Origin of the sequence: Antarctobacter jejuensis (genome assembly GCF_052266595.1) — a bacterium.
Classification (GTDB): domain Bacteria; phylum Pseudomonadota; class Alphaproteobacteria; order Rhodobacterales; family Rhodobacteraceae; genus Antarctobacter; species Antarctobacter jejuensis.
The window spans coordinates 283,366-296,685 of record NZ_JBQQXJ010000004.1 but is presented as its reverse complement, the minus strand read 5'-3'; the positions used below and the strand labels follow the sequence as shown (position 1 = coordinate 296,685).

The following is a 13,320-nucleotide window of genomic DNA, read 5'->3' as shown; positions in this document are numbered from 1 at the left end:
TCCGGTGCCGGGGTGAGGCCGCATGATCTCTGCAGAAGACCTCGTCGACCTTGTTCGCAACTACAATCCCAAGACCAACGCGGCGCTGATCACCGCGGCTTATGACTATGGCCGCGACATGCATGACGGTCAGTTCCGCAAGTCGGGCGAGCCCTATTTCTCGCATCCGGTGACGGTTGCGGCGATCCTGACCGAACAGCACCTCGATGATGCCACCATCATCACCGCGCTGCTGCATGACACCATCGAAGACACGCGGTCGACCTTTTCCGAGGTCGAACGCCGCTTTGGCCGCGAAATCGCCGAGCTTGTCGATGGCGTCACCAAGCTGACCAACCTGCAACTGTCCTCCTCCGAGACCAAGCAGGCGGAAAACTTCCGCAAGCTTTTCATGGCCATGTCCAAGGACCTGCGGGTGATTCTGGTCAAGCTGGCCGACCGTCTGCACAACATGCGCACCATCAAGGCGATGAAGCCGGAAAAGCAGGTGCAAAAGGCGCGCGAGACGATGGACATCTACGCGCCGCTTGCAGGCCGGATGGGCATGCAGTGGATGCGCGAGGAACTTGAGGATCATGCCTTTCGCGTGCTGAACCCCAAGGGCCGCGACAGCATCATCCGCCGCTTCATCACCCTGCAACGCGAAACCGGCGACGTGGTGCAGCGCATCACCAATGACATGCGGCACGAGCTGGAAAAGGCCGATGTCGAGGCCGATGTCTTTGGCCGCGCGAAAAAGCCCTATTCGATCTGGCGCAAGATGCAGGAAAAGAAGATCGGCTTTTCCCGCCTGTCCGACATCTATGGCTTTCGCATCATCACCCGGTCAGAGGCCGATTGTTACGCCACGCTGGGCGCGATCCATCAGCGCTGGCGCGCGGTGCCGGGGCGCTTCAAGGATTACATCAGCCAGCCGAAATCCAACGGTTATCGCTCTATCCACACCACCGTTTCGGGCCGGGACGGCAAACGGGTCGAGGTGCAGATCCGCACCCGCGAGATGCACGAGGTGGCCGAAACCGGCGTCGCCGCGCATTGGTCCTACCGCGACGGGGTGCGGGCCGAGAACCGCTTTGCCGTCGATCCAGCCAAGTGGATCGCCTCTGTCACCGAACAGTTCGACGCCGAAGAAGACCACGACGCCTTCATGGAGGCGGTCAAGCTGGAGATGTATTCCGACAAGGTCTTCTGCTTTTCCCCGCAGGGCGACGTGGTGAAGCTGCCCCGTGGCGCGACGCCGATCGACTATGCCTATGCCATCCACACCCGGATCGGATCGCGCTGTGTCGGGGCCAAGGTCGACGGCATCCGCGTGCCGCTGTGGACCCGGTTGAAAAACGGCCAGTCGGTCGAGATCATCACCGCCGAAGGGCAGGCACCGCAGGCCACCTGGCTGGACATCGCCACCACCGGCAAGGCCAAGACCGCGATCCGCCGCGCCCTGCGCGAAGCGAACAAGGGCCGCTACGCGCGGCTGGGCCACGAACTGGCCCGCGCCGCCTTTGAGGCGCGCGGCAAGAAGGCCACCGACAAGGTGCTGGAAAAGGCCGCCGCGACCCTGCGGCTGGAGGATGTGGAAACGCTTCTCGCCCGTCTGGGCAGCGCCGAAGTGACCGCCCGCGAAGTGGTCGAGGCGGTCTATCCCAACCTCGCCATTCAGGACGACGGCGAGATCGAGCTGAAGCGCGCGGTTGTCGGGCTGGAACACGGTCAGGGATTCGAACGCGCCCCCTGCTGTCAGCCCCTGCCGGGCGAGCGTATCGTGGGGCTGGCGCATCGCGGGCATGGCGTCGCGGTGCATGCCATCGACTGCGCCGCGCTGGCCGATCACGAGGACCAGCCAGAGCGCTGGCTGGACCTGCACTGGGCCGAGGGCAAACACCCGGCGGTCTATACCGTGTCGCTGGAACTGACCATCGGCAACGACGCAGGCGTGCTGGGACGGATTTGCACATTGATCGGCGAGACCAAGGCCAATATTTCAGACTTGAACTTCATAGACCGGAAACCGGATTTTTACCGCCTCATGATGGATGTGGATTTGCGTGACGCCGAACACCTGCACTCGCTGGTTTCGACGATGGAGGCAGAGCGCGACGTCGCCTCGGTCGAACGGCGGCGGGATCCCGGGCTCGAACGGGTGCCAGAGGCGGCAGAGTAGGCAGGAAAGGCGCATTTGTGTTCAAGCGACGCGACAGACGGCCGATCTGGAAGATCGTGCTGGAGGCGTTGTGGCCCCGTGGCGGCTGGGGCCGGGCGGCGCGTTATGTGCGGCTGCGCCTGAACCGCCTTCCCGATCCGCCCGACCGGATCGCGCGCGGCATCTTTGCCGGGGTTTTCACTACCTTCACCCCCTTCTACGGCTTTCACTTCTTCACCGCCGCCCTGATCGCATGGATCATGCGGGGCAACCTGCTTGCCGCGATCCTGTCGACCTTTTTCGGCAACCCGCTGACCTATGTGCCCATCGGCGTCATTGCCATGAAGACCGGCTATTGGCTGCTGGGGCTGGAGGCGGACCCGGACCACGGCAGCCTGGGCAAGAAATTCGTCAAGGCGGGCGAAGACCTGTGGCGCAATTTCCTGGCCATTTTCACGCCTGAACGCGCGGACTGGAACCACCTGCGGATATTTTACGACGAGGTGTTCTTTCCCTACATGATCGGCGGCATCCTTCCCGGCATCGTGTGCGGGACCATTGCCTATTACATCTCCCTGCCGCTGATCACCGCCTTTCAGAACCGTCGCAAGGGCGTCATCAAGGCCAAGCTGGCGGACCTGAAAAAGAAGAAAAAGAACGTCGGCAGCCCGCCCTGAGGCCGCGCATAGGGGGCTCTGCCCCCGCCGCCCTGCGGGCGTCTCCCCCGAGGGTATTTGGAAACCCGAAGAAGGGCCGGCGTTAGCCTGAAACGCCTGTGGCGCGACGCAAAAAGCGGTTTTCTTTTGCCGATCTCGCCCCTAGATTTTGATCAAATTTCAGAACGGAAAATCGCGACCATGACCCAATTTGCCGGAAAGCTGCGCCTTGGCGTCAACATCGACCACGTGGCCACCGTCCGCAACGCGCGCGGCAGCGCCTATCCCGATCCCGTGCGCGCCGCCAAGATCGCCGAGGAGGCAGGCGCCGACGGCATCACCGCGCACCTGCGCGAAGACCGGCGACATATCTCGGACGGGGATATCGACGCGCTGATGGACCATCTGACCGTGCCGTTGAATTTCGAGATGGCCGCCACCGAAGAGATGCAGCGCATCGCCCTGCGGCACCGGCCGCACGCGGTCTGCATCGTGCCCGAAAAGCGCGAGGAAAAGACCACCGAGGGCGGGCTGGAAGTGGCGCGCGAGGAAAACCGGCTGGCGCATTTCATCGCCCCGCTGCGCGACGCGGGCTGCCGGGTGTCGATCTTCATCGCCGCCGACAAGCGCCAGATCGAGGCCGCGCATCGCATCGGCGCGCAGGTGATCGAACTGCACACCGGCGCCTATTGCGATTTCCATGCCGAGGGCCAGTTCGACAAGCGCGATGCCGAGCTGGAAAAGATGCGCGAGATGGCAGGCTTTGCCCATGGTCTGGGTCTGGAGGTGCACGCCGGGCACGGGTTGACCTATGACACCGTGCAGCCCGTTGCCGCCTTTCCAGAGGTGATGGAGCTGAACATCGGGCATTTCCTGATCGGAGAGGCGATATTTCGCGGGCTGGCACCGGCCATCGCGGAAATGCGCCGCCTGATGAATGAGGCGCGCGCCTGAGGGCCACCGGGGGCGCGGGCCGGACGGGGGCGCCGGGGCGTCACAAATCCATGTTTTTGCCTCAAACTGGCGCTAGTCTGGGTGCCAAGCGCGTGCCAGCAGAGGAATCACTCATGCCCGTCATTCCGATGGATCCCGAAACCCTTGCCATCGACGCGGCCGCCGCCAAGGCCGCAGGGGCCGCCGCCGCCGAAACCTACCGCAGCCGTCAGCCCTATCCCTATGGCAGTTTCGACGATTTCCTGCCCGAAGAGGTGCTGGACCGGGTGCTGGACGAAATCCGCACCCTGCCGGAGGAGGAAACCATGTTCGACCGCCCGCAGGAAAAGCTGAAATCCAGCTACCTGCCAGAGCGTCTGCCGCCCTACACGCGCAACCTGTTCTACGTGCTGAACTCGCGCCCCTTCGTGCGGTTTCTCGAAGAGATGACCGGCATCAGCGGGCTGATCCCCGATCCCTATTTCGCCGGTGGCGGCGTGCATGTGGTGGCCAATGGCGGGCATCTGGATATCCACGCCGATTTCAACCACAACGCCAAGCTCAACCTCGAACGCCGGCTCAACATCCTGATCTACCTGAACAAGGATTGGAAAAAGGACTACGGCGGCTCGTTCGAGATCTGGAACACCGACATGACCGAGCAGGTCGACAGCTTTGTGCCGGTCTTCAACCGCATGTGCTGTTTCAACACCGGCTCGGACACCTGGCACGGCAACCCCGAAACGGTGAACCATCCAGACGGTGAGCCGCGCATGTCGCTGGCGCTCTATTACTACACCGCCACATGGGATTATACGCGCAAATCCCACACCACGCTGTTCAAGCCCCGCCCCGGCACGCAGGACCAGGTCGACAAGCAGGTGAAACGCGCCGACATGCTGCAGGAAATCCTGCCGCCGGTGGTCTTTCGCAAGGTGATCGGGCGGTTGCAGCGGCTGGGGTTCTGAGGCGGTCGGGAATACCCCGCCTCGCGCCCCTGTCCCGATCGGGCTATCCTCCGGCGCATTGCCCCAGACAAGGCCCTGACTGGGCCCCTGCCAAGGAATTACGCCCATGACCCGCCTGCTTTGTGCCCTGCCCTTTGCCCTGATGCCCGCGCTGGCCGCGGCGCAGGAATACGCCGTGACCGTGCATGACTGTGACTGGCAGGCCAGCGCCGCGGCCATCGTCGAACCGTGGGAGGAAAACAGCCGCACCTTCTCCAATGGCAAGACGCGCCTTGCCCTGATGGACACCATCGAACCGGCGGCGGCCTGGGCCTGGATGCTGGTTCTGTCACCGCCCTATTCGGAACTGGGCGACCGTCAGTGCAAGGTTGTGGGCCTGAACGGAATGGGCTTTTCCGGCATGGATTTCGCGCAGTTGAGCGCCGACTATGACCCCGCCACCGGCCTGACCTTTACCGTGCCGGTGCAGGCCTATGACGGTGCAACGGCGGATTTCGGGGATTTCACCCTGCGCTTTACACTCAATCAGGCGACGGGCGACATTTCGGGGCGGTTGCTGCCCTGATCTTGACCTTCGCGGCCTGCCGGGGTTTCTGACCCACAGGCCATCCCGGCCCCGCGGAGAGCGCCCCATGATCCTTGGCATCGGCACCGATCTGGCCAACATCGACCGGATTGCAGGCACGCTGGACCGTTTCGGCGACCGGTTCCGCAACCGCGTCTTTACCGAGGTGGAGCAGGCCAAGGCCGAACGCCGCGCCGATACCCCCGGCACCTACGCCAAACGCTGGGCCGCGAAAGAAGCCTGTTCCAAGGCGCTGGGAACCGGGTTGCGCATGGGCATCGCGTGGAAGGACATGGCCGTTTCGAACCTGCACACCGGCCAGCCGATCATGCATGTCACCGGCTGGGCCAGGGAACGACTGGACGCCATGACCCCCGAGGGGCATGAGGCGATCATCCACGTCACCCTGACCGACGATCACCCCTGGGCGCAGGCCTTTGTCGTGATCGAGGCGCGGCCCCTCTCGCCTTGACACGCCCCCCACGCCCGCTCATGAAGCGCCCACCAGATCAAGCCAGAGGGCAGAGCACATGGCCAAGGAAGAAAAGAAGGGCGGGATCGTCGAGACGATCAAGACCGTCGTCTACGCGCTGCTGATCGCGGGGGTCTTTCGGACCTTCCTGTTTCAGCCCTTCTGGATCCCCTCGGGCTCGATGAAGGACACGCTGCTGATCGGCGATTTCCTCTTTGTGAACAAGATGTCCTATGGCTATTCCTACGCCTCCTGCCCCTCGGTCATCATCCCCCGTTTTGGCATCAATATCGACGCGCAGGACATTTGCGGCTGGGCCGATGGCGACAACACCCGCCTTTTCGGCAACGAGCCAAAGCGCGGCGATGTCGTCGTCTTCCGTCACCCGGTCACAGGCCGCGATTTCATCAAGCGCCTCGTCGGCCTGCCGGGAGAGCGCATCCAGGTGCGCGGCGGTGTTCTGTTCATCAACGACCAGCCGGTGATCGTGCAGCCCGACGGCACCTTCGAGGAACTGGCCGCGCCGCAGGGGCCGCAGGGCCTGCGCCCGCGCTGCGAGAACGGCACCGTCGGTGACGGCGCCATCTGCAGCAAGGAAAAGTTCATCGAAACCCTGCCCGGCGGCACCAGCCACTCGATCCTGAACATCACCATGCAGGGCTCTGACAACACCCCGGTCTATACCGTCCCCGAAGGCCATTATTTCTTCATGGGCGACAACCGGGACAACTCGTCGGACAGCCGCGTGCCGAACATTGCGGGCGGCGTCGGCTTTGTGCCTTTCGAAAACCTCGTGGGCCGGGCCGACCGGGTGATGTTCTCCTCTGCGGGCCGCTCGATGCTGTTCTTCTGGACGTGGCGCAGCGACCGCTTCTTCAAGGCCATCGAATAGGCGGGTGCGGATGAAGGTCATCCAGCCCCTTACGCGCGGATGAAATCCATCCGACCGGACATGCGCGGATGAGGTTCATCCGCGACGCCTTCGACTGGACCGGGTTGACCGGACGCGGCGGGTTCGCGCTGGCCGCGATCTTCCTGATGGCGGTCTTGCTGAGCCCTGTCCTCGTCCCGCCGCTCAGCCTTGCCGGGGCGGCGTTCGCCCTTGTGTCCGCCCTTGCCCTCCTGCTGTTCTGGGGCCATGCCCGGCGCCGCCTGCGCGACATGGGCTGGTCCGGTTGGCTGCTCTGGCTGCTGCTGGTCCCCTTCGTCTCGCTGGTCCTGGTGATCGCCATGATCATCAAGCGGCCCGCCCCCGATGCCACCCCAGGCCCCTACAGCCGCGCCGCCCTTGTCGCGGTCTGCATCGCCGCCGCGCTGACGGCCAGCCGCATCGCATGGGCGCCCTATATCATCCCCTCCGCCAGCATGACGCCCGCCCTGCAGACCGGCGACTACGCCATTGCCACCCGCAGCCTTGCCACCCCCGACCGCGGCGATGTGGTGGTGTTTCGCCACCCGGTCAACGGCTTGGATTTCATCAAGCGGGTGATCGGCCTGCCGGGCGACACCGTGCAGATGCAAGACGGTCAGGTCCTGCTGAACGGCACGCCGCTGCCACAGGCCCCCCTGCCCGACTGGACCGAACCCAACATCCGCTCTGCCGCCGGAACCTATCCGCGCTGCGTGGTGCCGGTGACGCTGGGCGAGACCTGCGTCAAACCCGCCTTTGCCGAAACGCTCCCCTCGGGCCGCACCTACACCGTGCTGGACCTTGGCCCCGGCCCATCGGACACCACCGCCCTATTCAAGGTGCCAGAGGGGCATGCCTTTGTTCTGGGCGACCACCGGGACAATTCCGTCGACAGCCGTTTTGCACCAATACAGGGCGGCGTCGGCTTTGTGCCGCTTTCAAACATTGAAGGACACCTGCGTCTGGTGATCTACTCGCAAGAAGGACGCGAGGGGCGCGTCCTGAGGACCGTGAAATGAAACTTTCTGCCGATCTCTCCGCCCTGCAGGACAGGCTGGGCCATGCCTTTGCCGACGCCGCCCTGCTGCGCCGCGCCGTCACCCATTCCTCGACCTCCGGTCCGGGACGCGAAGACAACCAGCGGCTTGAATTTCTGGGCGACCGGGTGCTGGGCCTCGTGATGGCAGAGGCGTTGCTAAGACATGACCGCGCCGCCACCGAAGGTCAGCTTGCGCCGCGCTTCAACGCGCTGGTGCGCAAGGAAACCTGCGCCGATGTCGCGCGCGAGATCGGGATCGGCGATGCGCTGAAACTGGGCCGGTCGGAACAGCTGTCGGGTGGACGGCGCAAGCAGGCCCTGCTGGGCGACGCGATGGAGGCGGTGATTGCCGCCGTCTATCTCGACGCCGGGTTCGAGGCGGCACAGGCGCTGATCCTGCGGCTCTGGGGCAAGCGGATCGAAAGTGTCGACGAAGACAGCAAGGACGCCAAGACCGCCCTGCAGGAATGGGCGCAGGCCCGCGGACAACAACCGCCCAGCTACGTCGAAACCGCCCGCAGCGGCCCCGACCACGCCCCCGTCTTCACCATAGAGGCGCGGCTGTCCTCCGGCGAAACGGCCCAAGCCACCGCAGGATCGAAACGGCAGGCGGAACAGGCGGCGGCCAAGGCGTTGTTGGACAGCCTGATCTGATCCCGAACAGAAGACGAAACATCAGACCCTGAGGGGCTTCTGCGCGGGCTGTTTTGCCTTGCGCCGGTCAGTCGCGGCCCCTGAAAGGCCACCGCTAGCAAAAGCGGCAAACAGATCCTCGCGGCGCGGCGCTCTGCATAAGATCCGTGCAGAGTCGCTATATTTCATGCGATCCTGTAAACTGCTCCCTAGGGGCGGCAATGAGACCTGCACATTGGCCTGAACGCCGTGCACCCCTGTGCCGCATTCGAATGAAGGACATTCCGCTTGGGGAATGTCGGCCAAGGCTGGGCTGTTCGCGCCTGTTGGCGGGCATCTTTCCCTGGCGCAGCCTTGGAATTGAGAGCGTTCGACATGACCATCAGATTGACAGTCGCCCTGCTGATCGGGGCGTTTGCTTCGACAGTTGCAAACGCGGCATGCTGGGACGGGGGGATCTATACCCAGGATCTCGAAGGGGTCTACAGCCAGACCTGGTGGGTCGAACACGTGAATGCCAACGGCGACGGTTCCTGCTCTGCGCGTGTCAGAGGGGAAGGCAAGATTGGCGATTTCGGTGGCGATCTCACCATCAAATGTGGCTACACCCCGACTTGGAATTGGGGGGCGATCTATCAGGATTACCCGAACTGGCAGTCTGTTCCTCGTGCAGCACTCGTCGCCCTAAGTTCTTCAGTCTGCACCGGGAATTGAGCGCCAGTCGTCCAAGCGGTCCGCGCACGCGGGGCCGTCGATAAGGAAAGCCCAGCCGAAAGGAAATGCCATGATCAGGAAATCTCTCTCTTTGGCCGTGGTCGCAGCCTCCGCAGCTGCGATGCCCCTGCCCGCGACAGCCCAGACCTGCGTCGAAGCCGGATGCTCGGATTATTGCGGTCCGGGCTTCATCCAGATCGTTGGCGAATGCCTGCATGTCACCGACAAGGGTGACCGCTGCGTAAATGAGTCGTTTCGCACTCCGCTGAACGGCCCGCAGCGCACGGTCGGCACCCCCTGCACGGCAAAGAACGACGAGGGCGAAAGCTATTTGGGCTGGGTCGGACCCGGCTGGGACGGACAATAGGGAGATATAAGGCCCCCGAAACTCGAACACTGATGTCGTCCGTGCTTGGCGGCCTTGCCGCACGTCTTACCGGTTGGCACTCTCGCGCTGCATGATGCCAAGCACGGATTCGGGACAACAGACGAGAGTTCGCCCTGGGGGGCTGCAAGCACTCTCCACGTCGTCAAGGATGGACCGGACGACGCTGGAATCAACGGGTCCCCCACGCTCCGACTGCGCGGGCTGTTCGGACTCATACCTGCTGCTGATCTTTCTCGAGTTCAGCGTCAAAACTCCCTCTGCAGGCAAACCCGGCAGTCTGCCCCCTCTTGCCCTGCCGCCATCTCCGTGACACCCCTTGCCTGCCCGTCACGGAAAGCCCCACATGACCGACAATCTTCGCGGCAGTCTCTGGATGATCCTCGCCATGCTGGGCTTCGGGGTCGAGGATGCGTTTTTCAAGGCGGCCACCGGCACTGGCGGCATTTCCCCCGGGCTTGGCACCGTGCAATTCGGCCTGATCGCCATGACGATCTACGCCTTTCAGGCCCGTCGCAAAGGCGTGCCACTCTGGGATCCCGCCTACCTGCAAAAGGGCCTGCTGATCCGCACCGGGTTCGAAATCATGGGGCGGCTGTTCTTTGCGCTCAGTCTTGCCTACACGCCGCTGTCCACCACCTCTGCCATTCTTCAGGCCGCGCCGCTGGTGGTGATGCTCTCTGCCGCGCTTATCCTTGGCGAACGCATCGGCCCGCACCGCTGGGCCGCCACCGCCGTGGGCTTTGCCGGGGTCCTGCTGATCATCCGCCCCTCGGCAGAGGGGATAGAGGCCAACGCCATCTTTGCCCTGCTGGGCATGATCGGTTTTGCCGGGCGCGATGTCGCCACCCGCACCGCCCCCGCCCACGTCCGCCCGTCGCAGCTTGGCGTGCTCGGCTTTGCCGTCGTCACCTTCGCGGGTCTTGTGATCATGGCGTTCGAACCCGCCCCCGCCCTGCCCACGCCCACCTCTGTGCTGATGATCTGCGGCACCGCGTTCGCGGGCGTCATCGGTTATACCGCGCTCACCGCCGCCATGCGCACCGGAGAGGTATCGGTCGTGGCCCCCTTCCGTTATTCCCGCCTGATCGTCGCGCTGGTGCTGGCCTATACCGTCTTCGGCGAACGCCCCGACACGCTGACCCTGACCGGGGCGGCGCTGATCGTGGCATCGGGCATCTACTCGCTCTGGCGCGACGGGCTGCGCCGCCGCCCGTAATCCGCTTTCTCCCCACGCCCCACGGCGCTATCCTGCCCCGGCACCAACGGGAGCGGGAGGCCCGCAGATGACCCCACTCGCCTTTACGCAGGCCGGGCTCAACCTGATCCAGCAGGCGCTGACGATCTACGACGCCGACCTGCGTCTGGCCGTCTGCAACGCCCCCTTCGCGCAGATGTTCGACCTGCCGGCAGAGCTGACCACCCCCGGCGCCAGCTTTGAGGACACCATCCGCCATCTGGTGATGCGCGGCGAATACGGCGATGTGGGCGATCCCGAAACATGGGTGCGCGACCGGGTCGAAATCGCCCGCGCGTTCGAGCCGCACTACATGGAACGCACCCGCGCCAACGGCCGCACCATCAGCGTTGAGGGCGCGCCGCTGCCGCAGGGCGGCTGGGTCACCGTCTACACCGACATCACCCAGACCCGCGCGCAGGAGGAACTCTTGCGCACCCATTCGGAACTGCTCTCCGAGGAGGTCCTGAAACGGTCCGAGGAACTGGCCCGCACCAACCGCCGCCTCGCCGCCACCAACAAGGCGCTGGAAGAGGCGCGCCGCGAACTGGCCGAGACAGAGGCCCGCACCCGCGCCACCACCCAGATGATGCCCGCCCACATCGCCCGCGTCGATGATGACGGGCATTACACCTTTTCCAACAACCGCCTTGGCGACGTGATGCCGGGCCGCCCGGCCTCCGTCCTCGGGCTGCACATCTCCGAAACGCTGGGCCCGCAGGCCTATGCCCGCGTCCTGCCCCACCTCGAAGAGGCGCGCCAAGGGCATCCCTCGACCTTCGAATTCACCGACGAAAGCTCCTCGCGCCGCATCCGCGCCGCCTTTACCCCCGACCCGATGGAACCGGGCGTCTATATCCTCAGCCAGGACGTGACAGAGGAAACGCAGGCCCGCGCCGCCCTGCAACAGACCCGGCGACGGGAGATCGCGGCACAGCTCACCTCCGGCCTTGCGCATGACTTTTCCAATCTCTTGACCATCATCCTCGGGATGCAGTCGAAACTGGCGCGCATGGATCTGGGCGCAGAGGCCGCACCGCTGATCACCGCCACCCTCTCGGCCGCACAGCGCGGTGGCCGCCTGCTCGACCGCATCGCCGACATGACAAGCCAGCGCGGCTGGCAGCCGCGCCCGCTGCCGCTGGGCCCCTTCCTCGATGAGCTTGAAACGCTGGCCACGCCCTCGCTGCCCGACAGCATTGCCCTCACCATCGCGAACCACACCCAAGGCCCCTACCTGGCCGATCCTGGCCTTCTGCAGGACGCCCTGCTGAACCTGATCCTGAACGCCCGCGACGCCTGCGGTGCGCACCCGGGCCGGATCACCATCACGGTAGAGGAGATTCAGGACACATGGCTGCAATTCACGGTCGAGGACACCGGCCCCGGCTTTTCCGACACCGCGCTGGCCCATGGACTGGACCCCTTCTTTACCACCAAGGGCGGTGAGGGCTCGGGCCTTGGCCTTGCCATGGTCTATGACACCACGAAACTCGCCGGCGGCTCTGTCCGTATCCTCAACACCGGCACCGGGGCGCGCGTTTCCCTGCGCCTGCCCCTGCGCCGCGCCGATGCGCCTGCGGAAACCGGCCTTGCGCTGCTGGTCGAGGACAGCCCGGACCTGCGCGAAACCATCCGCGACATGCTGACCGACCTTGGCTATGCGGTGGTCGAGGCGGCCTCGGTCGATGAGGCGACCTCGCTGGCCGAAGGTCTGCCCGACATCGCGCTGATCCTGTCGGATATCTCGCTGGAGGGCGACACCCCCGGCCTTGCGCTGGCTGAACGGCTGCCGCATCTGCCGCTCTACCTCATGACCTCGCTGCCGGCCGATCACCCGCAACATGTGCAGGCCCGCCGCCTTGGCCCGGTGCTGCCGAAACCCTTTGCCGCCGAGGATCTCTCGGCCTTTCTCTCGCCCCTTCCCGCCACGGCGCAATTCGGCTAACCCCACGACATGACAACGCCCCTGGTCACCATCCTCGACGACGAACCGGCCATCCGTGAGATGCTGTCCGAGGCCCTGACAGAGGCCGGGTTCCGCACGCTCTCCTTTGGCCGCGCCACGGAATTCGAGGCAGCCCTGCGCCGCGCCACACCCGATGTCTGCCTTGTGGACCTTGGCCTGCCGGACCGCGACGGGCTGAGCCTCGTGCATCGGCTGGCGCTGGAACAGGGGGCGACCGTCATCATCATCTCGGGCCGCGCGCAGGTACAGGACCGGGTGACCGGCCTCGAACTGGGGGCCGACGATTACATCATCAAACCCTTCGACCCGGCAGAGGTGGTGGCCCGCATCCGCGCCCGCCTGCGTGGCCCCAAACGCGCCGCGCCCTCGGAGACCGCCCGTTTCAATGGCTGGACCGCGCATTTCGACCGCTACGCGCTCGAGGATGAAACCGGCGCGGAAACCGCCTTCAGCCATGCCGAGGGCGAGGTGCTGCGGCTCTTCCTCGAAAGCCCGAAACGCCTGATCACCCGCGCCCACATGCAGGAAAGCCTTGGCGGCGCGGCAGGCGAAAGCTTTGACCGGGCGATGGACGTGCGCATCTCGCGCCTGCGCACGAAACTGCGCGAAGACCCGAAAAACCCGCGCCTGATCAAGACGATCTACGGCGCGGGCTACATTTTTCTCGGCGACGTCAGCTGGAGCTGATCAGGCGGCACC

General features: G+C 64.8%; 14 protein-coding genes. All 14 read left to right on the top strand.

All coding sequences use genetic code 11. The annotated features are described in order from the left end of the window. The first annotated feature begins 22 nt into the window (after positions 1-22). The 14 genes from ACTXGA_RS08305 to ACTXGA_RS08240 all read left to right on the top strand — a co-directional run bounded on the left by ACTXGA_RS08305 (position 23) and on the right by ACTXGA_RS08240 (position 13,308). Complete coding sequence (locus ACTXGA_RS08305; protein ID WP_443392681.1) at positions 23-2,161, top strand: RelA/SpoT family protein; 2,139 nt, start codon at positions 23-25, stop codon at positions 2,159-2,161. Positions 2,162-2,178: 17 nt separating this feature from the next. Beyond that, positions 2,179-2,817: a DUF2062 domain-containing protein gene (locus ACTXGA_RS08300; RefSeq protein WP_443392680.1), complete on the top strand. Its 639-nt coding sequence runs from the start codon at positions 2,179-2,181 to the stop codon at positions 2,815-2,817. Between the two features lie 180 nt (positions 2,818-2,997). Then, entirely contained in the window at positions 2,998-3,750 is a 753-nt protein-coding gene (locus ACTXGA_RS08295; protein WP_443392679.1) for a pyridoxine 5'-phosphate synthase, read from the top strand. A 113-nt stretch (positions 3,751-3,863) separates the two neighbouring features. Continuing rightward, positions 3,864-4,697 (top strand): 2OG-Fe(II) oxygenase, encoded by an 834-nt coding sequence (locus ACTXGA_RS08290; protein ID WP_443392678.1) that lies wholly within the window; start codon positions 3,864-3,866, stop codon positions 4,695-4,697. Positions 4,698-4,803: 106 nt separating this feature from the next. Continuing rightward, positions 4,804-5,262 carry a hypothetical protein gene (locus ACTXGA_RS08285; RefSeq protein ID WP_443392677.1) on the top strand — a complete coding sequence of 153 codons (459 nt, stop codon included), beginning with the start codon at positions 4,804-4,806 and terminating at the stop codon, positions 5,260-5,262. A 67-nt stretch (positions 5,263-5,329) separates the two neighbouring features. After that, entirely contained in the window at positions 5,330-5,734 is a 405-nt protein-coding gene (acpS, locus tag ACTXGA_RS08280) for a holo-ACP synthase (protein WP_443392676.1), read from the top strand. 58 nt (positions 5,735-5,792) lie between these two features. Beyond that, on the top strand, positions 5,793-6,626 hold the full coding sequence (gene lepB, locus ACTXGA_RS08275; RefSeq protein ID WP_443392675.1) for a signal peptidase I: 834 nt from the start codon (positions 5,793-5,795) through the stop codon (positions 6,624-6,626). A gap of 68 nt (positions 6,627-6,694) precedes the next feature. Beyond that, on the top strand, positions 6,695-7,663 hold the full coding sequence (gene lepB, locus ACTXGA_RS08270) for a signal peptidase I (protein WP_443392674.1): 969 nt from the start codon (positions 6,695-6,697) through the stop codon (positions 7,661-7,663). Then, a complete protein-coding gene (gene rnc / locus ACTXGA_RS08265) occupies positions 7,660-8,337 on the top strand; it encodes a ribonuclease III (RefSeq protein WP_443392673.1) in 678 nt (225 codons plus the stop codon). The genes lepB (ACTXGA_RS08270) and rnc overlap by 4 nt, the downstream gene beginning before the upstream one ends. Before the next feature lie 354 nt (positions 8,338-8,691). After that, positions 8,692-9,030: a hypothetical protein gene (locus ACTXGA_RS08260; RefSeq protein ID WP_443392672.1), complete on the top strand. Its 339-nt coding sequence runs from the start codon at positions 8,692-8,694 to the stop codon at positions 9,028-9,030. A 70-nt stretch (positions 9,031-9,100) separates the two neighbouring features. After that, positions 9,101-9,397: a hypothetical protein gene (locus ACTXGA_RS08255; RefSeq protein WP_443392671.1), complete on the top strand. Its 297-nt coding sequence runs from the start codon at positions 9,101-9,103 to the stop codon at positions 9,395-9,397. 364 nt (positions 9,398-9,761) lie between these two features. Next, positions 9,762-10,634 (top strand): DMT family transporter, encoded by an 873-nt coding sequence (locus ACTXGA_RS08250; protein ID WP_443392670.1) that lies wholly within the window; start codon positions 9,762-9,764, stop codon positions 10,632-10,634. Between the two features lie 67 nt (positions 10,635-10,701). Then, the gene (locus tag ACTXGA_RS08245; protein ID WP_443392669.1) at positions 10,702-12,600 is read left to right on the top strand and encodes a PAS-domain containing protein; all 1,899 of its coding nucleotides are present in this window, start codon (positions 10,702-10,704) and stop codon (positions 12,598-12,600) included. Positions 12,601-12,609: 9 nt separating this feature from the next. Beyond that, positions 12,610-13,308 (top strand): response regulator transcription factor, encoded by a 699-nt coding sequence (locus ACTXGA_RS08240; protein ID WP_443392668.1) that lies wholly within the window; start codon positions 12,610-12,612, stop codon positions 13,306-13,308. Positions 13,309-13,320: the final 12 nt, after the last annotated feature.